Origin of the sequence: Agrobacterium vitis (genome assembly GCF_013426735.1) — a bacterium.
GTDB lineage: Bacteria > Pseudomonadota > Alphaproteobacteria > Rhizobiales > Rhizobiaceae > Allorhizobium > Allorhizobium vitis_D.
Window position 1 is genome coordinate 234,507 of sequence record NZ_AP023272.1, and the last position, 25,460, is coordinate 259,966.

Below are 25,460 nucleotides of genomic sequence, written 5' to 3' on the forward strand. Positions count from 1 at the left end.
GACTTTTCCAGCAGGGCAAGATCGACGATCTGCCACATGTCGTTTCTCATCTGATCTCTTTCAGCGTCCCATCCGCGTCCTGCCCGGGCCTGTCATGATTGATGATTGCCGTATAATCCAGCCCGTTCGCCTGACAAACTCTTGCATAGCAGGCATTGATGCAACTCGCCTGCAACAGTTCGATAAGCCTGGTTTTGACGCCCGGCTGGCAATAAACGAGATTCGCCAAGCCTGCGCGATGCACGGCGACAATCCATGATTTAATATTGCTAAATTAGACGAAAATATTCCCTCTATGCGATTATATTTTGATATGCAATTTATAAGTCAGGGTGCAATCAGGGGTATGTCACATGGCGACTTTAACGGGCGATTCTGGAAATAATACTTTAAACGGAACAACAGCGGCAGATACAATTTCGGGCCTAGCTGGCGACGACATATTAAACGGTAGCGATGGTAACGATACGCTAGATGGCGGGGCAGGAGCTGACGTTCTAAAGGGCGGGTCGGGTTCCGACACGGCAAGCTATGGTGGAAGCGCGGCGGTCAATGTCAACCTCAAGACCGGCATCACATCAGGTGGAGATGCCGCTGGCGATACGTTCGACAGCATCGAGAACCTGACAGGGTCAGGTTATAACGATACGCTGACGGGAGATGATGGCAACAACGTTCTCAATGGCGGTAGTGGGAGTGACACCCTGGCAGGTGGTGAGGGCGACGATACAATCTACGGTGGCAATGACGGTGACACCTTGGTAGGTGGTGAGGGCGACGATACGCTCTACGGTGGCAATGACGGTGACACCTTGGTAGGAGGCCGGGGAGCAGATACGCTGATCGGTGGCGATGGCACGGCCACGGACACGGCAAGCTATGCCAGTTCGTCAGCAGCCGTCCAAATCAATCTCGTCACTGACGTGTTCACCGGGGGCGATGCCGAGGGAGATACGCTGACCTCAATCGAATGGATCGCCGGGTCGGACTTCAACGACACATTCACCGCATCGAATTTCATCATCCTGGCAGGTGGAAAAGGTGACGATACCTATGTCGTGGGCAGCAACGTCACCATCTCCGAAGGCGCAGGTGGGGGCAGTGACACGGTCCAAACCACTTTTGATTACACTCTCTCGACCTATTTCGAAACCCTGGAATATATAGGAACCGGCGACTTTACCGGTACAGGGAGTGCGCAGGACAACACGATCATCGGTGGCGCCGGCAACGATACGCTGATCGGCAAGGCGGGTGCCGACAGCCTGAACGGCGGATCGGGCACCGACACGGCAAGCTATAAGGGAAGTGCAGCGGTCAATATCAACCTCAAGACCAGTGTTACATCCGGTGGAGATGCAGTTGGCGATACGTTCACTAGCATCGAGAACCTAACTGGCTCCAGCTATTCCGACACGCTGACGGGTGATGATGGCGACAACGTTCTCAACGGCGGCGGCGGCAACGACACTTTGGCCGGCGGTGACGGTTCCGACACGGCAAGCTATGCCGGAAGTGCGGCGGTCAATGTCAACCTCAAAACCGGCGCGAAATCGGGTGGAGATGCAGTTGGGGATACGTTCACCAGCATCGAAAACCTCACGGGCTCCAGCTACGCCGACACGTTGACGGGCGATGATGGCAACAACGTTCTCAACGGCGGTAGCGGCGATGACACCTTGGTAGGTGGCGAGGGTGCCGATACGCTGATCGGTGGCGATGGCACGGACACGGCAAGCTATGCCAGTTCTCTAGCAGCCATCCAAATCAATCTTGTCACCGGCGTCTCCACCGGGGGCGATGCCGAGGGCGATACGTTCCAGACCATCGAAAAGATCACCGGCTCAGACTTCAACGACACATTCACCGCATCAACCTCTATCACCCTGGCAGGTGGCAAAGGGAATGATACCTATGTTGTGGGCGGCCGCGGTGTCGCCATCTCCGAAGACACAGGTGGAGACAATGACACGGTCCGGACCTCTGTAAACTACACGCTGTCGGACTATGTCGAAGCGTTGGAATACACGGGAACCGGCGACTTCACCGGTACCGGGAGCGCGCAGGATAACACGATCACCGGCGGTGCTGGCAACGATACACTGATCGGCAAGGCGGGTGCCGACGTTCTAAACGGCGGATCGGGCACCGACACGGCAAGCTATGAGGGAAGCGCAGCAGTCAATGTCAACCTCAAGACCGGAGAGAAATCTGGTGGAGATGCAGTTGGCGATACGTTCGACAGTATCGAGAACCTGACGGGTTCCAGCAATGCCGACACGCTGACGGGCGATGATGGCAACAACGTTCTCAACGGCGGTAGCGGCGATGACACCCTGACAGGTGGCGAGGGTGCCGACACGCTGAGCGGAGGCAGCGGCAACGACACCCTGACAGGTGGCGAAGGTGCCGACACGCTGAGCGGTGGTAATGACGCTGACACCTTGGTAGGTGGCGAGGGTGCCGATACGCTGATCGGTGGCGAGGGCACTGACACGGCAAGCTATGCCAGTTCTCTAACAGCCATCCAAATCAATCTTGTCACCGGCGTCTCCACCGGGGGCGATGCCGAGGGCGATACGTTCCAGAGCATCGAAAACATCACCGGCTCAGACTTCAACGACACATTCACCGCATCGAGCTCCATCACCCTGGCGGGCGGCAAAGGAGATGATACCTATGTCGTGGGCAGCAGCAGCGTCACCATCTCCGAAGACACAGGCGGGGGCAGCGTTGACAAGGTCTGGACCTCTGTAAACTACTCGCTGTCGGACTATGTCGAAACGCTGGAATACAAAGGAACTGGCGACTTTACCGGCACCGGGAGCGCACAGGACAACACGATCACCGGCGGTGCTGGCAACGATACGCTGATCGGCAAGGCGGGTGCCGACAGCCTGAACGGCGGTGACGGCACCGACACGGCAAGCTATGAGGGAAGTGCAGCGGTCAACGTCAACCTTAAGACCAGCGAGAAATCAGGGGGAGACGCAGTTGGTGATACATTCACCAGCATCGAGAACCTCACGGGCTCCAGCTACGCCGACACGCTGACGGGGGATGATGGCAACAACGTTCTCAATGGCGGCAGCGGCAACGACACCCTGACAGGTGGCGAGGGTGCCGATACGCTGATCGGTGGCGATGGCACGGACACGGCAAGCTATGCCAGTTCTCTAGCAGCCGTCCAAATCAATCTCGTCACCGGCGTCTCCACCGGGGGCGATGCCGAGGGCGATACGTTCCAGACCATCGAAAAGATCATCGGCTCTGACTTCAACGACACATTCACCGCATCAAGCACCATCACCCTGGCAGGCGGCAAAGGGAATGATACCTATGTTGTGGGCAGCAGCAGCGTCACCATCTCAGAAGGCGCAGGTGGAGACAATGACACGGTCCGGACCTCTGTAAACTACACGCTGTCGGACTATGTCGAAACGCTGGAATACACAGGAACCGGCGACTTCACCGGTACCGGGAGCGCGCAGGATAACACGATCACCGGCGGTGCTGGCAACGATACACTGATCGGCAAGGCGGGTGCCGACGTTCTAAACGGCGGATCGGGCACCGACACGGCAAGCTATGAGGGAAGCGCAGCAGTCAATGTCAACCTCAAGACCGGAGAGAAATCTGGTGGAGATGCAGTTGGCGATACGTTCGACAGTATCGAGAACCTGACGGGTTCCAGCAATGCCGACACGCTGACGGGCGATGATGGCAACAACGTTCTCAACGGCGGTAGCGGCGATGACACCCTGACAGGTGGCGAGGGTGCCGACACGCTGAGCGGAGGCAGCGGCAACGACACCCTGACAGGTGGCGAAGGTGCCGACACGCTGAGCGGTGGTAATGACGCTGACACCTTGGTAGGTGGCGAGGGTGCCGACACGCTGATCGGTGGCGAGGGCAATGACACTTTGGAAGGTGACGAGGGAGCAGATACGCTGAACGGCGGTTACGGTGGCGACATCCTGAGAGGTGGCGAGGGTGCCGATACGCTGAGCGGTGGCGATGGCAATGACACTTTGGTAGGTGGTGAAGGTGCCGACACGCTGATCGGTGGCGATGGCCCAGACACGGACACGGACACGGCAAGCTACGCCAGTTCTCTAACAGCCGTCCAAATCAATCTCGTCACCGGTGTCTTCACCGGGGACGATGCCGAGGGCGATACGTTCCAGAGCATCGAAAACATCACCGGGTCGAGCTTCAACGACACATTCACCGCATCGAGCTCCATCACCCTGGCAGGCGGCAAAGGGGATGATACCTATATCGTGGGCAGCAGCAGCGTCACCATCTCCGAAGACACAGGTGGAGACAATGACACGGTCCGAACCTCGGTAAACTACACACTGTCGAACTATGTCGAAACGCTGGAATACACAGGAACCGGCGACTTCACCGGTACCGGAAGCGCGCAGGATAACACGATCACCGGCGGTGCTGGCAACGATACGCTGATCGGCAAGGCGGGTGCCGACATCCTGAACGGCGGATCGGGCACCGACACGGCAAGCTATACAGAAAGTGCAGCGGTCAATGTCAACCTCAAGACCAATCTTGCCACCGGCGGCGAAGCGGCTGGCGATACATTCACCAGTATCGAGAACCTGACGGGCACCAACTACGCCGACACGCTGACGGGGGATGATGGAAACAACGTTCTCAATGGCGGCAGCGGCAAAGACACCCTGACAGGTGGCGACGGCGCCGACACGCTGATCGGTGGTAATGACGGTGACACCTTGGAAGGTGGCACTGGAGCGGATACGCTGAGCGGCGACGGCGGCGATGACACCTTGGTAGGTGGCGAGGGTGCCGATACGCTAAGTGGTGGCGATGGCAATGACACCCTGACAGGGGGCGAGGGTGCCGATACGCTGAACGGCGGTTACGGTGCTGACATAATGAGAGGGGGCGAGGGAGCAGACACGCTGAGCGGTGGTAATGACGGTGACACCTTCGAAGGTGGTGAGGGTGCCGACAGGCTGATCGGTGGCGATGGCACTGACACGGCAAGCTATGCCAGTTCTCTAGCAGCCGTCCAAATCAATCTCGTCACCGGCGTCTCCACCGGGGGCGATGCCGAGGGCGATACGCTGACCTCAATCGAAAAGATTACCGGGTCGAGCTTCAACGACACATTCACCGCATCAAGCTCCATCACTCTGGCAGGCGGCAAAGGGGATGATACCTATATCGTGGGCAGCAGCAGCGTCACCATCTCCGAAGACACAGGTGCGGGCAGTGACACGGTCCAGACCTCTGTAAACTACACGCTGTCAAACTATGTCGAAGCGTTGGAATACACAGGAACCGGCGACTTCACCGGCCAAGGAAACGGGCAGAACAACACGATCACCGGCGGCGCTGGCAACGATACGCTGATCGGCAAGGCGGGTGCCGACAGCCTGAACGGCGGCGAAGGCACCGACACGGCAAGCTATACAGAAAGTGCAGCGGTTAATGTCAACCTCAAGACCAATCTTGCCACCGGCGGTGAAGCGGCTGGCGATACATTCACCAGTATCGAGAACCTCACGGGTTCCAGCAATGCCGACACGCTGACGGGCGATGATGGCAACAACGTTCTCAACGGCGGTAGCGGCAACGACACCCTGACAGGTGGCGAAGGAGCCGACACGCTGAGCGGCGGGAATGATGCTGACACCCTGGTAGGTGGAGAGGGAGCCGATATGCTGATCGGTGGCGATGGCACGGACACGGCAAGCTACGCCAGTTCTATAGCAGCCGTCCAAATCAATCTCCTCACCGGTGTCTTCACCGGGGACGATGCCGAGGGCGATACGTTCCAGAGCATCGAAAAGATCACCGGGTCGAGCTTCAACGACACATTCACCGCATCGAGCTCCATCACCCTGGCGGGCGGCAAAGGGAATGATACCTATGTTGTGGGCAGCAGCAGCGTCACCATCTCCGAAGACACAGGTGCGGGCAATGACACGGTCCACACCTCGGTAAACTACACGCTGTCGAACTATGTCGAAGCGTTGGAATACACAGGAACCGGCGACTTCACCGGCCAAGGAAACGGGCAGGATAACACGATCACCGGCGGTGCTGGCAACGATACACTGATCGGCAAGGCGGGTGCCGACATCCTGAACGGCGGTGAAGGCACCGACACGGCAAGCTATACAGAAAGTGCGGCGGTCAATGTCAACCTCAAGACCAATCTTGCCACCGGCGGAGAAGCGGCTGGCGATACATTCACCAGTATCGAGAACCTGACGGGTTCCAGCAATGCCGACACGCTGACGGGCGATGATGGCAACAACGTTCTCAACGGCGGTAGCGGCAACGACACCCTGACAGGTGGCGAAGGAGCCGACACGCTGAGCGGCGGGAATGATGCTGACACCCTGGTAGGTGGAGAGGGAGCCGATATGCTGATCGGTGGCGATGGCACGGACACGGCAAGCTACGCCAGTTCTCTAGCAGCCGTCCAAATCAATCTCGTCACCGGTGTCTTCACCGGGGACGATGCCGAGGGCGATACGTTCCAGAGCATCGAAAACATCACCGGGTCGAGCTTCAACGACACATTCACCGCATCGAGCTCCATCACCCTGGCAGGCGGCAAAGGGGATGATACCTATATCGTGGGCAGCAGCAGCGTCACCATCTCCGAAGACACAGGGGGAGACAATGACACGGTCCGAACCTCGGTAAACTACACGCTGTCGAACTATGTCGAAACGCTGGAATACACAGGAACCGGCGATTTCACTGGCCAAGGAAACGCGCAGAACAACACGATCACCGGCGGTGCTGGCAACGATACGCTGATCGGCAAGGCGGGTGCCGACGTTCTAAACGGCGGATCGGGCACCGACACGGCGAGCTATGCCGGAAGTGCAGCGGTCAATGTCAACCTCAAGACCAATCTTGCCACCGGCGGAGAAGCGGCTGGCGATACATTCACCAGTATCGAGAACCTGACGGGTTCCAGCAATGCCGACACGCTGACGGGCGATGATGGCAACAACGTTCTCGACGGCGGTAGCGGCGATGACACCCTGACAGGTGGCGAGGGTGCCGACACGTTGAGCGGCGGGAATGATGCTGACACCCTGGTAGGTGGAGAGGGTGCCGATATGCTGATCGGTGGCGATGGCACGGACACGGCAAGCTATGCCAGTTCTCTAGCAGCCGTCCAAATCAATCTCCTCACCGGTGTCTTCACCGGGGACGATGCCGAGGGCGATACGTTCCAGAGCATCGAAAACATCACCGGGTCGAGCTTCAACGACACATTCACCGCATCGAGCTCCATCACCCTGGCGGGCGGCAAAGGGAATGATACCTATGTTGTGGGCAGCAGCAGCGTCACCATCTCCGAAGACACAGGTGGAGACAATGACAAGGTCTGGACCTCGGTAAACTACACGCTGTCGAACTATGTCGAAACGCTCGAATACACAGGAACCAGCAACTTTACCGGTACCGGGAGCGCGCAGGACAACACGATCACCGGCGGCGCTGGCAACGATACACTGATCGGCAAGGCAGGTGCCGACAGCCTGAACGGCGGCGAAGGCACCGACACGGCAAGCTATGCCGGAAGTGCGGCGGTCAATGTCAACCTCAAGACCAATCTTGCCACCGGCGGCGAAGCGGCTGGCGATACATTCACCAGTATCGAGAACCTGACGGGTTCCAGCAATGCCGACACGCTGACGGGCGATGATGGCAACAACGTTCTCGACGGCGGTAGCGGCGATGACACCCTGACAGGTGGCGAGGGTGCCGACACGTTGAGCGGCGGGAATGATGCTGACACCCTGGTAGGTGGAGAGGGTGCCGATATGCTGATCGGTGGCGATGGCACGGACACGGCAAGCTATGCCAGTTCTCTAGCAGCCGTCCAAATCAATCTCCTCACCGGTGTCTTCACCGGGGACGATGCCGAGGGCGATACGCTGACCTCAATCGAAAAGATTACCGGGTCGAGCTTCAACGACACATTCACCGCATCAAGCTCCATCACCCTGGCGGGCGGCAAAGGAGATGATACCTATGTCGTGGGCAGCAGCAGCGTCACCATCTCCGAAGACACAGGTGCGGGCAGTGACACGGTCCAGACCTCGGTAAACTACACGCTGTCGAACTATGTCGAAACGCTCGAATACACAGGAACCGGCGACTTCACCGGCCAAGGAAACGGGCAGGACAACACGATCACCGGCGGTGCTGGCAACGATACGCTGATCGGCAAGGCGGGTGCCGACGTTCTAAACGGCGGATCGGGCACCGACACGGCGAGCTATGCCGGAAGTGCAGCGGTCAATGTCAACCTCAAGACCAATCTTGCCACCGGCGGCGAAGCGGCTGGCGATACATTCACCAGTATCGAGAACCTGACGGGTTCCAGCAATGCCGACACGCTGACGGGGGATGATGGCAACAACGTTCTCGACGGCGGTAGCGGCAACGACACCCTGACAGGTGGCGAGGGTGCCGACACGTTGAGCGGCGGGAATGATGCTGACACCCTAGTAGGTGGCGAGGGAGCCGATATGCTGATCGGTGGCGATGGCACGGACACGGCAAGCTATGCCAGTTCTCTAGCAGCCGTCCAAATCAATCTCCTCACCGGTGTCTTCACCGGGGACGATGCCGAGGGCGATACGTTCCAGAGCATCGAAAACATCACCGGGTCGAGCTTCAACGACACATTCACCGCATCGAGCTCCATCACCCTGGCAGGCGGCAAAGGAGATGATACCTATGTCGTCAGTCAGATTGCCACAACGACGGTTTTGGTCGAAGACGCAGGCGCTGGCACGGATATGGTTGAAACAACCTTGACCAGCTACACGCTGAAAACCAATTTCGAAAACCTCACCCACACCGACTCGACCAATTTTCTCGGTTATGGCAATGGTGCCGACAATGTCATTGTCAGTCAGGGCGGTGTCGATAAGCTCTATGGCTATGCTGGAAACGATACGATCCGTGGCGGCAGCGGTGGTGATACCATTGACGGTGGCGACGGAAGCGACACGGCAAGCTACAGCGATTCCACCGCAGCCGTGACCATTAATCTTCTCATGAAAACTGTCTCCGGCGGTTACGCCACAGGCGATGTATTCACCAGCATCGAAAACGTTGAAGGATCGGCCTATGCCGATACGCTGACGGGAGACACCGGGGCCAACGTGCTATCGGGTGGGGCTAGTGATGACGTGCTGGATGGTGGCACCGGCAATGACGGACTTTACGGTGGTGAAGGCAGCGATGTGTTCGTGTTCAACACCAGCTATGGCAATGATGTCGTTTTCGACTTCCAGGCCTCGTCGGACACAATCGATCTGACCGGCATGGGCTTTGCCACGGTCAGCGACGCCGCCGCCTATGCGAGCGAGATTGAGGACGGCGTGCTGTTCAACTTCGGCAACGGCGATACGCTGACAGTGCATGGCTTGAGCTATGCCAGCCTGACATCCAGCGACACATTGATGTAAAGCGCGAAATGCCGTCGAGATCACTGTCTCGGCGGCATTTTCTTACTTCAATTTCGCCTTCAGGCCCTCATCGGGAAAGCAGGTCGGTTTCAGCCCGTTTTTCGCCTGCCAGTCGCCCAGCGACCGTCGGGTCTTGAAGCCTGCGAGACCATCGGCCTTGCCGACATCATAGCCCTTTTTCACCAGCGTCTGCTGCATGGACTGCACGTCGGAGCGCAGCATGTGGCCGACATCGCCCCATGGTGCCGAAAAGCTGCCTGAACCATAGGCGATCCGGTCGGCAAGATTGCCAATAAACAGGGCGTACAGGTCGGAATTGTTATATTCCTTCAGCACGTAGAAATTCGGCGTCACCAGAAATTCCGGCCCATGGGTTCCGGCGGGAACCAGCATCATGGTTGGGGCAGACAGATCCTGTTTCGGGAAGGCTTTGCCGCCAATGCGGCTGATGCCGGTTGCCGCCCAGGCCGACATCGGCTTTGCCAGATCCGGCCCTTCCTGGGCGCAGGAGACGCCGGACGGTATCGTCACTTCGAACCCCCAGTCACGACCACGCTGCCAGCCTTTCTGCACCAGGAAATTGGCCATGGAAGCCAGGCTGTCCGGCACCGAGGTCCAGATATTGCGATGACCGTCACCGTCAAAATCCACCGCATATTGCAGGAAGCTCGAGGGCATGAATTGCGGCTGGCCCAGCGCTCCCGCGCTTGAACTCAGCATGGCGTTGGCAGCAATATCCTTGCCGTCGATAATATGCAGCGCATCGATCAGCTCGCGGGTGAAAAGCTCTTGCCGTGTGGACATGAAGGCGCTGGTGGCCAGAACATCAACCGCTTCATAGGGAAGTTTCGCCCGGCCATAGCCGGTTTCCCGACCCCAAAGCGCCAGAAGAATCGGACCGGGAACGCCGTATTTGGCCTCGATTTTCTTCAATGTCGAGGCGTATTGATCAGCCAGCGCTCTGCCGCTCGCGGCCAGCGCCTGCATGCGGGCCTCACGGAAATACGGGCCGGGAGAGGAAAATTCCGCCTGGCTCTGCGGACGCTGCTTCGGTGGAGGGAAGCCGGGGGGCGCCAGATCGGGAAGCGACCAGTCGAGCTTCACCGTCTTCATCACCGAGGTAAAGGTTGCCTGCGAAATACCGGCCTGTTTGGCTTGCGGCCAGAGGTCCCGGCTGATCCAGGACTGGAACTGGCTTTCCACCTGCGCTTTCGATGGTGCTGCCATCGCAGATTTGATCGCCAGAAAGCAGAAGGCTGCTGCAAGCGCAGCCATCAGGGGGCGGCGAAAATGGGGCATGTCGTCTCCCGGTCAGAAATTATCGGTCAGATGTCTATTATCAGCATCGATCTATATCAGCGTGCGGGCGCGAAGTGCCGCCGAGAGCGTACCCTCGTCCAGATAGTCCAGTTCTCCGCCGACAGGCACGCCATGAGCAAGCCGGGTGGTTTTCACCCCTAGCCCGGCCAGGTGATCGGTAATGTAATGGGCCGTGGTCTGGCCTTCCACCGTGGCATTGACCGCGATGATGATTTCCCGCACGCCGCCCTTTGCCACCCGGTCAATCAGACCCTTGATGTTGAGATCGTCAGGCCCGACGCCATCGAGCGGCGACAGCGTACCGCCCAGCACATGATAGGCGACATTCATCGCGCCCGACCGTTCCAGCGCCCAGAGATCGGAAACATCTTCCACGACGATAATCACCGATTGGTCGCGCCGCTCGTCGGTACAGACAGTGCAGGGATCAATCGTATCGACATTGCCGCAACAGGAGCAGATCTTCACCTTCGCGTGGGCCTCGCCCATGGCCAGCGCCAGCGGCCCCATCAATTGCTCGCGCTTCTTGATCAGATGCAGCGCTGCTCTTCGGGCCGAACGGGGGCCGAGCCCCGGCACTTTCGCCAGGAGCTGGATCAGTTTTTCGATTTCGGGACCAGTGACTCGCTTTGCCATGGCGCGTTCTTAGCCCATATCTATCGGAAACGGAATCGCCGAAGGAGAACAGCCTCATGAAAATCCTCGCGGTCTGCCTTGGTCAACCACAAACCTTGCCCGGTAAAAGTTACAGGACAGGGATTTTCAAATCGGCGCGGACAGGTCCGGTGATGGTCGATGAATACGGTCTCGTCGGCGATGCGGTGCTGAATCGTAAGCATCATGGCGGGCCGGACCAGGCGATTTACCTGGAAGGTGCGCTGACCTTGCAATGGTGGGAGACACAACTGAACCGGCAGATCGCACCCGGCCTGTTTGGCGAAAATCTGGTCATCGACGGTCTCGACAACCGCGAGCTTGCCGTCGGCGACCGGCTTTCCATCGGTGACATATTGCTGGAAGTGACCGCGCCGCGTATTCCCTGCGCCACATTCTCGGCCCGTATGGAGGATTCCAGTTTCGTAAAGCGCTATGCCAAAGCAGCACGACCGGGCGCTTATTGCCGGGTGCTGCAAGTCGGGATGATCGAAACCGAACTTGCGGTCAGCTATCAAGCCGTCAAGGGTGACCGGTTATCGCTCAGCGAGATGATCGGGGTGTCGTGGAAAAACCTGCCGGCAGATACGGTTTTGCGATATCTCGCAGCGCCCATTGCAAAGCGCGTGAAGGAACAGCTTCCCATACACCAAAATCATCTTAAAATTGTAATAAATTAAAACACTCGTTAAGATTATACCGTTAACACACTCCTGTCAGTAAACATTGGTTGGGAGGACAGAGTGGCATGAGCGAACTAGCCGTCATTTATCATGATATTTTTGCTGCGGATTATAGCGTGACAGGCATTCGCCAGGATGGCGGTGATAGCCGTCCGGTTATCATCACCGGCAGTTACCAGCAGGCAACAAGCAAGCAACCGCAGGCTCTCCTCTATAGCGGGCCGCTTTATCCGACCGACAGTTCCGGTTATCATTATTTTCAACCAGCATTTTCCGGACAGACCGTTACGTCTGCAGTGTTTTACGGGCCGACGACCCCGCTGTTCGACCCAGGGATCGGCAAGGGTAATGTCCGGGTTGTCGGGAGCTATAAATATAGCGAGGGCGGCAAGGGCGATCACGGGATGATCTATCAGGGCCCGATTGACGGTTCAGGCGTATGGACGGCACTCGACCTGCCGGCCGATCTGGCGGGCGGGACTGTGGCCAATGTCATTGCTCATAGCACGATGGGCGATCTGGTCGTTGGCAACTACGATCTCGAAAAGCAGCCGGGATCGGCGAATGCGTTCATTTATCATATCAAGACGAAGACCTATACTTTGTTGGACCTTGGACCGCTGACCACCGCCTACGGTGTCTGGCAGAACAGGGATGACGGTTCCTACACGATTGTCGGCGGCAGCAAGGCCGATGGCGGACTGAACAAGGGACTGGTCTTCAGCTACGATGCGGCCACCGGGACCATTAGCCATGTCACCACCTTCAGCGGCAATAACGATCCGGGGCTGATCACCCATTTCGAGGGCATAACCGAACTTGGTGAGGGCTACAGTCTTGCAGCGGAAACCGACAAGGGCGCAGCCGTGGCTATTATCAGCCGCAAGGCCGATGGCTCCTATGGTGAGGCGACCTGGATTGCAATCGCAAACCCCGCCGCCGACGGCATCTGCACCGGTAATTCCATTTTGGAAAACAATCTGATCGGCATCTACCAGCCTTCATCCGGCGGCATCCAGAGCTATGTTGCCTCCGTAACCGGTGGGTCGGCAGCCAGCGCTTGATAACGCCGCCTATGGCTTTTCGATAAAATGAGCATGGCAGCCAAGGTCGGCTGCCATGCTTCACTGTAGCACTTTATATCTGCTGCATATAGGTCACGAGAACAATTGACAGAGCGCAAAGCATTGTCGATCCTCTGCGGTATATGGCACGGCATGGAACAAAATTCAGTTTATGGACTTGAGACGTCGGCACGATATTGCCGTCTTTGGCGGCATAAGGTGGATCTATAGACTTATCCATGAAGGAGTTTCCCATGTCATCGCTCACAAAGCTCTCAGCTCTGTTTGTCACCGCCGCCCTCGCGGTTCCGCTGGGCGCCACGGGCGCCAAAGCCGCGGTGCAGGTTGGCATGCTCACCTGCGAAATGAGCCCCGGCATCAGTGCGGTCGTCGGCTCCAGCCGCGACCTGACTTGCGAATTCAAGCCGACAACATCGGCACCGGTCGAATATTACCAAGGCACGCTTAGCAAGCTCGGCATCGATCTGGGCTATGTGCAGGGCGGAAAAATGGCCTGGGCGGTGTATGCACCAGGTCGCCTGGTGGAAGGCGCCTTGCAAGGTAGCTATGGCGGTACCAGCGCCAATGCCGCTGTTGGTTTTGGCGGTGCGGTCAACCTGCTGATGGGCGGTTTCCAAGGCTCGGTCGCCTTGCAGCCTATCGCGCTGGAAAGCACGCTCGGCGTCAATCTCGGAGCGACACTCGCCTCGCTGAAGCTCGCCTATATGCCGCCATCCACGCCAAAGTCGCTGGATAATGGCCCGCCGCTGCGCCACGGCAAGCACTACAAGGGCTGATCCGCCCGTCAACGGACTTCATCTCCCCGGCAAAACCTATGCCGGGGAGATTTTTTATGGCGATGTGATTTGGTTACTTATTGGCCATCGCCGCCATTTTTTCGGGATAGCGCCCGCCTGCCACCTTCTGCGGCGACAAGAGATCTCCCAAGGCCCTCACCTCTTCCTCACTCAGGACGATATCAACGGAACCGATATTCTTTTCCAGATTGGCTATTTTCGTCGTCCCCGGGATCGGCACGATGAAATCACCCTGGGCTAGCACCCAGGCCAGGGCCAGCTTGGCGGCTGTCGCACCCTTCGCTTTTGCCATGTCTTCCAGCGTCTTGACCAGCGCCAGATTGGCGTCGAAATTTTCCTGCTGGAAGCGGGGCAGACCCCGGCGGAAATCGGTGTCGGAGAGGCCATCGAGGTTCTTCAACGCACCAGTCAATGTGCCGCGACCGAGCGGACTGAAGGGTACGAAGCCGATACCCAGTTCACGGCAGGTGTCGAGCACGCCGTTTTCCTCGGGGTCACGGGTCCAGAGGGAATATTCGCTCTGAATGGCGGCGATGGGATGGACGGCATGGGCGCGACGCAAGGTCTCGGCGCTGGCCTCCGACAGGCCAAGGGCGCGCACTTTGCCCTGTTTCACCAGATCGGCCATCGCCCCGACTGTTTCTTCAATCGGCACATCGGGATCGACACGGTGCTGGTAGAAAAGGTCGATAACATCAATGCCGAGCCGTTGCAACGAGGCCTCGGCCACCGCTTTCAGATGTGCAGGCCGGCTATCGAGCCCGACCATGGCATTCTGTGAGGATTGCGTCGGGTCGATCTTGAAGCCGAACTTGGTGGCGATCACCACCTGGTCGCGATAGGGCTTCAACCCCTTGCCGACCAGAATTTCATTTGTGAACGGCCCGTAGACTTCAGCCGTGTCGAAGAATGTCACGCCAAGCTCGACGGCCCGCGCCAGCGTGGCAAGCGAAGCGCTTTCATCAGCCGACGGACTATAGGCATGGCTCATACCCATGCAGCCAAGGCCAATAGCCGAGACGGACAGGTCGGAGCCGAGTTTTCGGGTTTTCATGGTCTTCACCTTCTCAATCAGGATCGATAAAGCATTTCCAGGAAAAGTGGAAACCGGTTTTCCGTCCGGAAATGCGCAAAACAAAGAGCTAGAGCGTCGCTGCTATTCTATGAATTGCAGCGACGCTCTAGAAACAAAATACCGCCTTTGCCGCGAAAGATAATGGATGCAAATGCGCAATTACCGTTCTAACAAATAGAACAATGAACAGAATTCAATTATCCCAACTGGCCGTGCTGGCAACGGTGGCCGAAACATCGAGCTTCAGGAAGGCGGCGGAAGAGCTGGGCATTGCGCCTTCTGCTGTCAGCCATGCAGTGTCGGCGCTGGAGGCCAGCCTTGGCGTGCGGCTGCTGGCGCGCACCACCCGCAGCGTCGCTCCGACCGAAGAGGGGCGGCAATTGCTGCAAAAGCTGGCACCAGCGCTGGCCGATATCGGTACGGCGCTGGAAACCCTGGCGGAAAACAAATCCAATCCTGCCGGACCGCTGCGGATCACCATGCCGGCGCTGGCTGCTGAAGACCTGATTGTACCGCGACTTGGAGACTTCCTCGGCCTCTATCCGGATATCCAACTCGAACTGATCACCAATGATCCGTTCGAGGATATTGTCGAAAAGGGTTTCGACGCAGGACTTCGGCTTGGCGAACATCTGGAAGCAGATATGGTGGCGGTCAAGGCGAGCGGACCGATCAGCGGCACGATTATCGGCGCACCCCGCTATTTCGAAAGGCATCCCCTGCCCGTCCACCCACATGACCTGATGGAGCATCGCTGCATTCGCCGCCGCTTTTCCAGCGGGCGGATCTATCGCTGGGAATTGGAAAAACACGGCAAGCAGATTGCCGTGGATGTGCCTGATGTTCTGACACTGGCCGACCAGCGACTGATCCGGCTGGCGGCGCTAAAGGGTGTCGGGCTGGCCTTTGTCTTTGACCAGCGGGTAGACAAAGACATCCGCGAGGGCAGGCTGATCCGGGTGTTGGAAGACTGGTGCCCGCCGTTTGACGGCTTTTATATCTATTATCCCACCCGCCGCCAGATGCGACCGGCCCTGCGCGCCTTCGTCGATTTCTTCCGGCACCGGAATTGAGCCGAATTATTGCCCGCGCAAAGCCCTATCGGCTCGCCATGCCTCGTTAGTCTGCTCCGGCCTCATTCAGGCTTTGCATCTGCGCCGCAGATAATTCAAGCGTTCCAGCCCTGACCATCGCTTCAAGCTGCGACAGGCTGGTGGCCGAGGCGATGGGCGCGGTAATGCCGGGGCGGGCTGCGACCCAGGCAATGGCAACCGTGGCAGGGGTCGTGCCGGTCTCGGCTGCGACCGCGTCCAGGGCGACGAGGATGCGGTGGCCCTTGTCGTTCAGATAGTTGGTGACGCGGTAGGAGCGCGCCTTGCCCTCGGCATCTTCCACTTGGCGATATTTTCCGGTGAGAAAGCCTGCTGCCAGCGCGTAATAGCTGATCACTCCGATCTCTTCACGCATGCAAAGCTCTGCCAGCGACCCCTCGAATTTCTCGCGGGTATAGAGATTATACTCCGGCTGGATCACATCATAGCGCGGCAGGCCAGCCTTGGCCGCTGCATCGAAGGATGCCTGCAATTGGGCGGCATCGAAATTCGAGCAACCGAAGGCGCGGATCTTGCCCTCATCCTTCAGCTTGGCATAGGCACCCAGCGTTTCCTCATGCGGCGTATCGGCATCAAAGGTATGCGATAGATAGAGATCAATATAGTCGGTCTGAAGCCGCTTCAGGGAGTTTTCAACCGCCTCGACAATCCATTTGGCCGAAAGCGCCGGCTTGCCCTGGCCCATATCCATGCCGACCTTGGTGACAATCACCACCTTGTCGCGGGCGACATGTCCCTGTTTCAGCCATTTGCCAATCACGGTTTCGGATTCACCGCCGGAATGGCCGTCTATCCAACGCGAATACACATCAGCCGTATCGATGGCATTATAACCAGCATCGAAAAACGCATCGAGCAGCCTAAACGAGATTTGCTCATCCGCCGTCCAGCCGAACACATTGCCGCCGAATACGACGGGGGCGATTGTGAGGCCGGAGCGGCCGAGATTTCGTTTCTGCATGATAGGTCTCCATGACAAATCGAGAAGGGAAATTCGACAGGAAAATAACGCGGACTGCACCGATAACAACCAAGCCCTGTTCACAATCCGGGCATAGGCGTTATGTGTCGTCTACAGAAATACGATTTGCGGAGGAGATAGGACATGCTGCGGTTTGGAATTTTATCGACGGCGAAAATCGGCCGTGAACTGGTCGTTCCCGCCATTCAGGATGCGGAAGGGGCTGTGGTCAGCGCCATTGCCAGCCGTGACCTTGCCAAGGCCCGCGCCATGGCTGACCGATTTTCCGTGCCGCATGCCTTCGGCTCCTATGAAGACATGCTGGCTTCCGACCTGATCGACGCCGTCTATATTCCCCTGCCGACCGCCCAGCATGTGGAATGGACGATAAAAGCTGCCGATGCGGGCAAGCATGTGCTGTGCGAAAAGCCGATTGCCCTGAAAGCGGCGGACATCGACAGCCTGATTGCCGCGCGCGACCGCAACAAGGTGCTGATTTCGGAAGCCTTCATGGTCACCTATGCGCCTGTCTGGCACAAGGTCCGCGCCCTTCTGGCTAATGGCGCCATCGGCAAACTGCGGCATGTGCAGGGATCGTTCACTTACTTTAACCGCGACCCCGGCAATATGCGCAATATCCCGGAACTCGGCGGCGGCGCGCTGCCGGATATCGGTGTCTATCCGACCATCACCACCCGCTTCGTGACGGGCCTTGAGCCAGTACGAGTGCAGGCGGTGACGCAACGCGACCCTGAATTCGGCACCGACATCTATTCCAGCGTCAAGGCCGATTTCGGCAGCTTCGAGATAAGCTTTTACATCGCCACGCAGATGGCCGCCCGCCAGACAATGGTGTTTCATGGGGATGAAGGGTTTATCGAGGTGAAATCACCGTTCAATGCCGACCGCTGGGGGGCGGAAGAGCTGGAACTGACCAACCGCAACCACAGCGAATCGCAAATCTTCCGCTTTCCCGATAGCCGCCAATATCGTCTGGAGGCTGAGGCGTTTGCCAAGGCGGCGCGGGGTGAGGAGAGCGATGTTGTGACGCTGGAAAACTCCCGCGCCAACCAGCGCTTCATCGATGCGATTTACCGGGCGAGCGAAAAGGATGGTTGGGAGCCGGTTTGATCCAACCGATTTCAGTGCTTCAACGGCGAAACACAAACCGAGAATAGCCGAAAAAGCTGAAAGCCATCGCGGCAAGCGATGCGAAAACCAGCGCCGCGAAAGGATTGAGTGCCGGGATGGCGATCAACAACCCGGCATAAAGACCGTAATTGACCAGCGACGAGACGAGCCCGACCGAGCCATAGCGAAAGCCCTCGACGGCGAGGCTTCGCCGGGACGCTCCGAAGGTGAAGGCCCGGTTGAGCCACCAGGTGACGAGCAGGGCCGCCAGAATGGCAAGGGCGCGGGCCGCCAAGGGGCCGAGAGCGCTGTAAGACAGAAGCAGCCATAAAAGCCCGGCATCCACGGCAAAACCCGCACTGCCAACCAGAGCAAAACGGACCAGCTTCGTCATGCAGCGTCCGCAGCCGACCGAGCCGGATCGATGGCGGAATCAACCGCTGATAAGGCCGGGTTTTGATGAGCGACAAAGGCGGGCAAGGCGATGTAGGAAAGCCGCAAATGCTCGGCCCGCGCCCGTGACAGCGAATCCAGGATCAGCCCTGCAATAAACAATAGCTGGCTCATCAACAGCAGCGCCACCGACAGGACCCAGGTCGGCAGCCGCGAAACGAGGCCGGTGGTGAAATACTCGCCCAGAACCGGCACCATGAAACCGAGGCTTATCGCCAGGACCAGCCCGGCCAGCGCCGAGAACGTCGCGAATGGCCGCGTCTCCTTGGACAACATCGCGAACATCCAGAGGATTTTTGCGCCGTCGCGCAAGGTTGATAGCTTGGAATGAGAGCCTTCGGGCCTGCGTCCGTAGTCCAGTTCCAGTTCCACCACCGGCAATTTCAGCCGTGAGGCATGAACAGACATTTCCGTCTCGATTTCAAAGCCTGCCGACACCGCCGGAAAGGTTTTGACATAGCGGCGCGAAAAGGCACGGTAGCCGGAGAAGATATCGGTAAAGCCCGGGCCAAACAGAAAGCGGTAGAGCCCGTTGAACAGGCGATTGCCAAGCGCATGCCCCTGACGCCCGGCATCATTGTGGACATTGCGGCGCGTGGCGACCACCATGTCGGCGCGCTCTTCTATCAGCAGATGGATCAACGCATTCGCATCCTGCGGCGCATAGGTGCCATCGCCATCAGCCATCAGATAGACATCGGCGTCAACATCGGCAAACATCCGGCGCACCACATGACCCTTGCCCTGCCTGCGTTCTTGCAACACCTCGGCACCGGCCAGCATGGCGGCCAGCGCCGTACCATCGGTGGAATTATTGTCATAGACATAGACCCGCGCCTGCGGCAGGGCGGTACGGAAACCGCGCACCACCGAGGCAATGGTGCCAGCCTCATTATAGCAGGGAATAAGGACCGCCACGTCCGGTACTGGTGTCTGGCCCATGAACTTACTCGATACACATGTTCGGGCAGCCGAAACGCGGCTCCTGGAGATTTTACTATTTCTTGAGAAGGTTAAGGCTAGGTTTCGGATAAGCCGAACAATCGAAGAATCTTGGTCGCATCCCTCCAAAACGGGAGGCCCCGAACAACCGGAAATACCGATGACGTCCAAGTCTTCCCCTCCTGTACCTTCCATAGCCGTGCAGTCCCTTACGATTACGCATACGCGCGCGCAGCACCTCCTGCCGGTCATGCTGGGCTATTGCCTGCTGGTCATCGTCACCATTTGCGCAACGACGCTGCCTTTTGCCAAGGATTATGTCGGCGCTGACAATGACGATGCCATGCGGCTGCTGGAGGTCCGGGATTATCTTGCCGGTCAGGGCTGGTTCGACATGATGCAATACCGGCTGGGCCTGGCACCCGGAACGCTGATGCATTGGTCGCGGCTGATCGATTGGCCGATTGCCACCTTGATCCGGCTGGCGGATATCTGGTTTGCACCGCGCACAGCCGAAGCCGTTGCCCTTGCCATTTGGCCGCTCCTCTGGACCGTGCCGGTCATGCTGTCGCTCGGTGCTGCCGGATGGACGCTGGGCGGCCGGGTGACCATGCATCTGGCGCTTTGCCTGAGCGCCCTTTATCTTCTGACATCCAACCGTTTCCTGCCCGGCGCAATCGATCATCACAATGTCCAGATCGCCCTGATCGCGTTCCTGACCGCCGTGCTTTCCACCGCAGGGCCACAGGCTCAGACCAAATCCTGCTCATCGACACTGTTTGCTTTTGCCGGTGCGGCGGCGGCGCTGGCACTGGCCATCGGCGCGGAAACCACCCCGCTGATTGCCACGGCCTGCGCTATCGTCGCCCTGCTCTGGGCCCGGCATGGCAAAGCGATGCGGGCCTGCGCCATGGCCTATTCTCTCAGCCTGGCGCTGTCGGTCACACTTCTGTTCGCGGCAACCGTGCCTGCGCAATCCTATCGCACGGTGACTTGCGACAATCTCTCCTTCGGCTTTTACGCCCTGACAGCCATTGGCGGCGGATTGCTGTTTTCCGCTGCCGCCTTTGTCAGCCGGTTTCCTGCCGGTATTCGACTGTTCCTGCTGCTGGTGATCGGCGCCAGCGTCGGTTTCTCAGCCTTGATCGTCGCGCCTCAATGCCTTGGCAATCCGCTCGCCAACCTCGATCCGATGCTGGTGACGCTGTGGCTAAACAATGTTGGGGAGGCGCGCTCAGTCGTTGCCATGGCGCAGCAGGAGCCGGGAACTCTTGGCGGCTTTTACGCTGTCGGCCTGTTCGGGCTACTGGTCTGCCTGATCCAGGTCTGGCGGAAAAACCAGGTGGAGGCGCATCTGGCGCTGGCGCTCTTGCTGGCGGTCAGCTTCGGTGTCGCGCTGATCCAGGTGCGCGGCGCAATGTTTTCCAACCTGATCCCGATCCTGCCGCTCGCGCTGCTGGTTGCCGATCTGCGCAGGCGCGCAATGCTGCGACCGGCCCGCATGATCCCAAGCCTTGCCTATATCGCCAGCATTCTTCTGTCGGTCCCTTCCGTGTGGGCAATCGCAGGCACCCTTGCCGTGGAAGGAACCGCACGGCTAAAACTACAGACTCGCTCCGGCCCTGCATCCCAGGATGCCAGCCGCGATTGCTCATCTGAAAATGCTCTTGTCCAATTGACGAGTTTAGCGCCGACGACGGTTGCCGCCCCATCGGAAAGCGGCACTTCCATCCTGCGCTTTACCCCACACCGGATATTGACCGCGCCCTATCATCGCAACCAGGCGGGCATGTTGACGGAATTGCATATCGGTCTTTCGACCCCGCCGGACGCCCGTGCTTTCCTGGTGGGCGCCCATGTCGGCATTCTCGCCTTCTGCCCGTCCGATTCGCAAACCCGCCAGTTGATCGCCTTGAAGCCCGATGGGCTTTATGCGGATCTGAACCGCAACAGGGTGCCTGATTATCTTCAACCGCTTGCAGGCGACAGCCAGTCCGGCCTGCGGGTCTTTTTGGTCAAACCGCAGCCGTGAACGGATAGAGTTTACAAACGAATAGTGAGATCAGGCGATCTTGCGCTGTGACAGGGCAAGCGAGACCATCAGGCAATCGATCAACCCGACATTATAGGCAATCAGGGCCGTCAGCAGATCCATCGCCGTCATCGCAGGCGAAAGAGCCAGCATGACCAGCCCCGCCGTCAAAAGCACCAGGGAAACCGCAACAATCGCCATGATGCTTCTGGTCGTTGCGGTGGCGATGCCAATTGCCATGGCGATGAGAAAGGTCATGGATGCGATCCCGTATGACAGACAAATCGTGATGTCTGGTATATTGCCATCCGAGAGTTAACGATTGGCCCCATGAAATTGGCCCGAACAAAGCCTGTTTACTTCTTTCCAAAAAAAGATGCGTTTTTTTGCAAGCTTGGATAAAACACTGTCATGGCCTCTTTTTTTGACGACGACCAGCCCAGCAATCTGACCGAATTTTCCGTCTCGGAGCTTTCCGGATCGATCAAGCGCACCATCGAAACCGCCTTCGACCAGGTGCGGGTGCGCGGCGAAATTTCCGGTTTTCGAGGCCAGCATTCCTCTGGGCATGCCTATTTTTCGCTCAAGGACGACAAGGCGCGGATCGACGCGGTGATCTGGAAGGGCTCGTTTTCCAAGCTGAAATACCGGCCCGAAGAGGGTATGGAAGTGATCGCCACGGGCCGCATCACCACCTTTCCAGGCTCGTCCAAATACCAGATCGTCATCGAGCAGATGGAACCGGCCGGCGCCGGAGCCCTGATGGCGTTGATCGAAGAGCGCAAACGCCGCTTTACGGCAGAAGGCCTGTTCGATCCGGCCACCAAGCAATTGCTGCCCTTCATGCCAAAGGTCATCGGCGTCGTCACCTCCCCCACCGGTGCCGTCATCCGCGACATTCTTCACCGGATTTCCGACCGCTTTCCCGTGCATGTCCTGGTCTGGCCCGTCAAAGTGCAAGGCGAAGGCTCCGGCGACGAAGTTGCCAACGCCATCAACGGCTTCAATGCCTTTCAGTTGGGGGGTGACATCCCAAGGCCCGACGTGCTGATCGTCGCGCGCGGCGGCGGCAGCCTGGAAGACCTGTGGAGCTTCAACGACGAAGCGGTGGTGCGCGCAGCAAGCGCCAGCGCCATTCCGCTGATTTCGGCGGTCGGCCATGAAACGGACTGGACACTGATCGATTATGCAGCCGATGTCCGGGCACCGACGCCGACAGGGGCGGCTGAAATGGCGGTGCCGGTCAAGGCGGATCTGGAAGCGCAACTGGCCGGGCTTGCTGCCCGACTGGCAGGCGCCGTCAACCGCCAGATGGATCATCGTCGCCAGAACCTGCGGGCGCTGGCCCGCGCCCTGCCCTCTCTCGATCAATTGCTGGCGCTGCCGCGCCGCCGTTTCGATGAAGCCGCCAGCGGTCTTGGCCGCAGCCTGGAACTGAACACCATGACCAAGCGGCAAAGCTTCGAGCGGGCCGCCGCCAAATTGTCGCCGGACATGCTGGTGCGCCGCCTGGTCGAACGCCGACAGCGGGTTAGCGAGCGTGCAGCCCTTGCCGACCGGATTATCGAACGGCTGATCGAGCGGCAGAAAGCCAATCTTGGACGAATCGATGCAACATTGACGGCGGTCCCGGCCCGGCTGAAAGCGCAAACGGGACGCTCGAGAGACCGGTTGGACAGTTTTTCGCGCCGGGCCGACAGCGCTGTTATCAACGACCTGCGCCGCGCCCGTTCCACGGTGTCGGCCCATGACCGGATGCTGCAATCGCTGTCCTACAAAAATGTCCTGATGCGCGGCTATGCCGTGATCCGGGGGCAGGATGATCGGCCCCTGTCGCGTGCGGCGGGACTTGAGGATGGGCGGGCCATCGCCATCGAATTTGCTGATGGCCGGGTTTCAGCCGTGACCGGAGAGGGTGATAAGGCGTCACCTCCACCGCAAGCCCCTTCCGCGACGACAACCCCGGCCCCGGGAAAGCCGAATCCCTTGCCCAAATCGCCGAAAAAGTCGGAGCCACCCGCCGGACAGGGTAGTCTTTTCTAACCAAAAGAGTGCAAACGGCACAGTCACGAGCGACAGAATGGACGTTTGAACGCGGTGCCCCACAGACAGAGATTACGGTGCGGATACAAGGCTTTGGACCCCTTGACCATGGCTTGGAAAAAAGGCGGATCATAATAAATTCAAAGCTTTGGTTGACATGGCCGCCTTGAGGTAGTATCTATTGGTCATCGATATTTGCTTGCTGAGCTTTGGTTACCGCGCAATTAGCACCGCGCCCTGAACGAACCTTCCTTTCAAAAATCGCTATCCTCATCCACGGCGTTATGCGCTGTGGTCACTCAATATGCTATGAAAGGGTTCATCATGACCACTGGCACAGTTAAATGGTTTAATTCCACTAAGGGCTTCGGCTTCATTCAGCCTGACAATGGCGGCCCGGATGCATTCGTGCATATCTCCGCTGTTGAACGCGCTGGTATGCGTGAAATCGTCGAAGGCCAGAAGATTGCCTACGACATGGAACGCGACAACAAGTCCGGCAAGATGTCGGCCTGCAATCTCCAGGCTGCTTAATATAGGGTTCGGCTTTCCTTTGACCACGGATGTACTGGCATTGTTGAGAGCATGATCCAACCAAGGTCAGGCAGTTTGCCTGGCCTTTTTTATTGCCTGCCGCGCCGTCGCAGACCGCGCTCACACGATTTCCTGTTGCATAACCTCTTGCGCCCGGTTCGGGTCGCACATGAAATATGCAGCAGATGGTATGCGAAGAGACCGTGAAGATGGCAATTCCTATGCCTTTTGCAAACATCTCAAGTCCTTGTTGTCTTTGAGATATGTGAAATGTCTTCAGGGCAAGGATGTGATCTGCATCTTTGAGCCTTCGTAATAAGTGTCACAGCGGCCTCACGTACACTTGATGTACACGGCGCAGAATGTCGTAGCGTTTTTTGCGCGCCATGCCCGGCACGCGGCGCTGCCACCCAGAAAGGCGCGACCCCATGGCAGAAAACTATAGTAAATCACGTCAGCAGGCGGAAATCGCTTTTGACAAGGAGCAGTCGCAGTTCTTCGCGCGCGGTCGTGCCGTGGAAGAACAGGATTCGCTCGTGCTTGCCCGTGAAGAAAAAACCCTCAGGCTGCGCGAAGCACGGCTTGCCAAGGAATTGCAGGACCAGCAGATGGCTGACGCCGCGACTGCTGCCAAAACGACCCGAAAAGCCTGATTTGCAGGCCCTATCTACAACTGGAACATCTCTTTGAAAAATAGCCGGAAAAATGAAGTCGTCGACCGCCTTACCACCGCTGCCGACGCAAAGGCCGCTCTCCTTCAGGCCTATAAGGCCGCGCAGGAAGCGTCGGAACCAACCCGTCTCGCCCGCCAGGCAGAGCGCCAGGCGATAGCCGAGGCCAGAGAAGCACGGCGCGCCGAGCGCGAACAGACAAAATTGCAGGAACAGCAACAGCTTGCAGCCGAGACAGCTGCACGTGAAGCCGCACTTGCCGCTGAAGCAACAGCTGAAGCCGATGCCCGCGACGCCGCTGAAAAAGCCAGAATTTCCCGTCTGCTTGAAGACGAAGCCACCCGCAAGGCGCAACGCGATCAACGTTATGCCAACCGTAAGGCAAGACAGGGCTGATCGGCCTTACTGCATAATTCTTTAGACCGGAATCGGCTTAAAGAGAAAATTATGCAACAAATTCAAAAATTTAT

At 58.3% G+C, this 25,460-nt stretch carries 18 protein-coding genes; 11 read left to right on the forward strand and 7 right to left on the reverse strand.

The window, feature by feature from the left end:
* Positions 1-353 precede the first annotated feature (353 nt).
* Positions 354-9,497, forward strand: coding sequence for a calcium-binding protein (locus H1Y61_RS01140; protein WP_180573466.1), 9,144 nt, complete (start codon positions 354-356; stop codon positions 9,495-9,497).
* A gap of 42 nt (positions 9,498-9,539) precedes the next feature.
* On the opposite strand, the gene H1Y61_RS01145 is transcribed toward H1Y61_RS01140, so the two are convergent.
* Together H1Y61_RS01145 and recR are read right to left on the reverse strand one after the other, a co-directional pair.
* Positions 9,540-10,772: a lytic murein transglycosylase gene (locus H1Y61_RS01145; RefSeq protein WP_180574370.1), complete on the reverse strand. Its 1,233-nt coding sequence runs from the start codon at positions 10,770-10,772 to the stop codon at positions 9,540-9,542.
* Positions 10,773-10,847: 75 nt separating this feature from the next.
* Positions 10,848-11,453, reverse strand: coding sequence for a recombination mediator RecR (gene recR, locus H1Y61_RS01150; RefSeq protein ID WP_087726999.1), 606 nt, complete (start codon positions 11,451-11,453; stop codon positions 10,848-10,850).
* A 56-nt stretch (positions 11,454-11,509) separates the two neighbouring features.
* Here recR and H1Y61_RS01155 point away from each other — a divergent pair, with 56 nt between their 5' ends.
* The 3 genes from H1Y61_RS01155 (at position 11,510) to H1Y61_RS01165 (ending at position 14,015) form a co-directional block, all read left to right on the forward strand.
* A complete protein-coding gene (locus H1Y61_RS01155; protein WP_180573467.1) occupies positions 11,510-12,151 on the forward strand; it encodes an MOSC domain-containing protein in 642 nt (213 codons plus the stop codon).
* Positions 12,152-12,219: 68 nt separating this feature from the next.
* Positions 12,220-13,218 (forward strand): hypothetical protein, encoded by a 999-nt coding sequence (locus tag H1Y61_RS01160; protein ID WP_180573468.1) that lies wholly within the window; start codon positions 12,220-12,222, stop codon positions 13,216-13,218.
* Between the two features lie 254 nt (positions 13,219-13,472).
* The gene (locus H1Y61_RS01165; RefSeq protein WP_235680805.1) at positions 13,473-14,015 is read left to right on the forward strand and encodes a DUF992 domain-containing protein; all 543 of its coding nucleotides are present in this window, start codon (positions 13,473-13,475) and stop codon (positions 14,013-14,015) included.
* 73 nt (positions 14,016-14,088) lie between these two features.
* Here H1Y61_RS01165 and H1Y61_RS01170 read toward each other — a convergent pair whose 3' ends face one another.
* Positions 14,089-15,090 (reverse strand): aldo/keto reductase, encoded by a 1,002-nt coding sequence (locus tag H1Y61_RS01170; RefSeq protein WP_180573470.1) that lies wholly within the window; start codon positions 15,088-15,090, stop codon positions 14,089-14,091.
* A 203-nt stretch (positions 15,091-15,293) separates the two neighbouring features.
* On the opposite strand from H1Y61_RS01170, the gene H1Y61_RS01175 reads away from it, so the two are divergent.
* The gene (locus H1Y61_RS01175; RefSeq protein WP_180573471.1) at positions 15,294-16,184 is read left to right on the forward strand and encodes a LysR family transcriptional regulator; all 891 of its coding nucleotides are present in this window, start codon (positions 15,294-15,296) and stop codon (positions 16,182-16,184) included.
* Positions 16,185-16,230: 46 nt separating this feature from the next.
* Here H1Y61_RS01175 and H1Y61_RS01180 read toward each other — a convergent pair whose 3' ends face one another.
* Positions 16,231-17,184, reverse strand: coding sequence for an aldo/keto reductase (locus H1Y61_RS01180; protein ID WP_180573472.1), 954 nt, complete (start codon positions 17,182-17,184; stop codon positions 16,231-16,233).
* Positions 17,185-17,328: 144 nt separating this feature from the next.
* Between H1Y61_RS01180 and H1Y61_RS01185 the strand changes: the two genes are divergently transcribed.
* Complete coding sequence (locus tag H1Y61_RS01185) at positions 17,329-18,315, forward strand: Gfo/Idh/MocA family protein (RefSeq protein ID WP_180573473.1); 987 nt, start codon at positions 17,329-17,331, stop codon at positions 18,313-18,315.
* 19 nt (positions 18,316-18,334) lie between these two features.
* Here the strand turns inward: H1Y61_RS01185 and H1Y61_RS01190 are convergent, their stop codons facing one another.
* Positions 18,335-18,709, reverse strand: coding sequence for a GtrA family protein (locus H1Y61_RS01190; RefSeq protein WP_180573474.1), 375 nt, complete (start codon positions 18,707-18,709; stop codon positions 18,335-18,337).
* Positions 18,706-19,710 (reverse strand): glycosyltransferase, encoded by a 1,005-nt coding sequence (locus H1Y61_RS01195; protein ID WP_180573475.1) that lies wholly within the window; start codon positions 19,708-19,710, stop codon positions 18,706-18,708. Before H1Y61_RS01195 ends, H1Y61_RS01190 begins: the two co-directional genes overlap by 4 nt.
* A 160-nt stretch (positions 19,711-19,870) precedes the next feature.
* Here H1Y61_RS01195 and H1Y61_RS01200 point away from each other — a divergent pair, with 160 nt between their 5' ends.
* Entirely contained in the window at positions 19,871-21,742 is a 1,872-nt protein-coding gene (locus H1Y61_RS01200; protein ID WP_180573476.1) for a hypothetical protein, read from the forward strand.
* Positions 21,743-21,772: 30 nt separating this feature from the next.
* Here the strand turns inward: H1Y61_RS01200 and H1Y61_RS01205 are convergent, their stop codons facing one another.
* The gene (locus H1Y61_RS01205) at positions 21,773-22,000 is read right to left on the reverse strand and encodes a hypothetical protein (protein ID WP_143245006.1); all 228 of its coding nucleotides are present in this window, start codon (positions 21,998-22,000) and stop codon (positions 21,773-21,775) included.
* 153 nt (positions 22,001-22,153) lie between these two features.
* Here H1Y61_RS01205 and xseA point away from each other — a divergent pair, with 153 nt between their 5' ends.
* The 4 genes from xseA (at position 22,154) to H1Y61_RS01225 (ending at position 25,386) form a co-directional block, all read left to right on the forward strand.
* Positions 22,154-23,785: an exodeoxyribonuclease VII large subunit gene (xseA, locus tag H1Y61_RS01210; protein WP_180573477.1), complete on the forward strand. Its 1,632-nt coding sequence runs from the start codon at positions 22,154-22,156 to the stop codon at positions 23,783-23,785.
* A 324-nt stretch (positions 23,786-24,109) separates the two neighbouring features.
* A complete protein-coding gene (locus tag H1Y61_RS01215) occupies positions 24,110-24,319 on the forward strand; it encodes a cold-shock protein (protein WP_025427963.1) in 210 nt (69 codons plus the stop codon).
* A gap of 428 nt (positions 24,320-24,747) precedes the next feature.
* On the forward strand, positions 24,748-24,972 hold the full coding sequence (locus tag H1Y61_RS01220) for a hypothetical protein (protein WP_041697321.1): 225 nt from the start codon (positions 24,748-24,750) through the stop codon (positions 24,970-24,972).
* Between the two features lie 33 nt (positions 24,973-25,005).
* Positions 25,006-25,386, forward strand: coding sequence for a DUF6481 family protein (locus tag H1Y61_RS01225; RefSeq protein ID WP_180573478.1), 381 nt, complete (start codon positions 25,006-25,008; stop codon positions 25,384-25,386).
* The last annotated feature ends 74 nt before the right edge of the window (positions 25,387-25,460 follow it).

Excerpts from the sequence above, each read along its gene's own strand:
- H1Y61_RS01205 (WP_143245006.1), bottom strand. The coding sequence starts at position 22,000 with ATGACCTTTCTCATCGCCATGGCAATTGGCATCGCCACCGCAACGACC.
- H1Y61_RS01195 (WP_180573475.1), bottom strand. The coding sequence starts at position 19,710 with ATGGGCCAGACACCAGTACCGGACGTGGCGGTCCTTATTCCCTGCTAT.
- H1Y61_RS01220 (WP_041697321.1), top strand. The coding sequence starts at position 24,748 with ATGGCAGAAAACTATAGTAAATCACGTCAGCAGGCGGAAATCGCTTTT.
- H1Y61_RS01180 (WP_180573472.1), bottom strand. The coding sequence starts at position 17,184 with ATGCAGAAACGAAATCTCGGCCGCTCCGGCCTCACAATCGCCCCCGTC.
- H1Y61_RS01165 (WP_235680805.1), top strand. The coding sequence starts at position 13,473 with ATGTCATCGCTCACAAAGCTCTCAGCTCTGTTTGTCACCGCCGCCCTC.
- recR (WP_087726999.1), bottom strand. The coding sequence starts at position 11,453 with ATGGCAAAGCGAGTCACTGGTCCCGAAATCGAAAAACTGATCCAGCTC.
- xseA (WP_180573477.1), top strand. The coding sequence starts at position 22,154 with ATGGCCTCTTTTTTTGACGACGACCAGCCCAGCAATCTGACCGAATTT.
- H1Y61_RS01155 (WP_180573467.1), top strand. The coding sequence starts at position 11,510 with ATGAAAATCCTCGCGGTCTGCCTTGGTCAACCACAAACCTTGCCCGGT.
- H1Y61_RS01145 (WP_180574370.1), bottom strand. The coding sequence starts at position 10,772 with ATGGCTGCGCTTGCAGCAGCCTTCTGCTTTCTGGCGATCAAATCTGCG.
- H1Y61_RS01200 (WP_180573476.1), top strand. The coding sequence starts at position 19,871 with ATGACGTCCAAGTCTTCCCCTCCTGTACCTTCCATAGCCGTGCAGTCC.
- H1Y61_RS01190 (WP_180573474.1), bottom strand. The coding sequence starts at position 18,709 with ATGACGAAGCTGGTCCGTTTTGCTCTGGTTGGCAGTGCGGGTTTTGCC.
- H1Y61_RS01140 (WP_180573466.1), top strand. The coding sequence starts at position 354 with ATGGCGACTTTAACGGGCGATTCTGGAAATAATACTTTAAACGGAACA.
- H1Y61_RS01160 (WP_180573468.1), top strand. The coding sequence starts at position 12,220 with ATGAGCGAACTAGCCGTCATTTATCATGATATTTTTGCTGCGGATTAT.
- H1Y61_RS01175 (WP_180573471.1), top strand. The coding sequence starts at position 15,294 with ATGAACAGAATTCAATTATCCCAACTGGCCGTGCTGGCAACGGTGGCC.
- H1Y61_RS01215 (WP_025427963.1), top strand. The coding sequence starts at position 24,110 with ATGACCACTGGCACAGTTAAATGGTTTAATTCCACTAAGGGCTTCGGC.
- H1Y61_RS01185 (WP_180573473.1), top strand. The coding sequence starts at position 17,329 with ATGCTGCGGTTTGGAATTTTATCGACGGCGAAAATCGGCCGTGAACTG.
- H1Y61_RS01170 (WP_180573470.1), bottom strand. The coding sequence starts at position 15,090 with ATGAAAACCCGAAAACTCGGCTCCGACCTGTCCGTCTCGGCTATTGGC.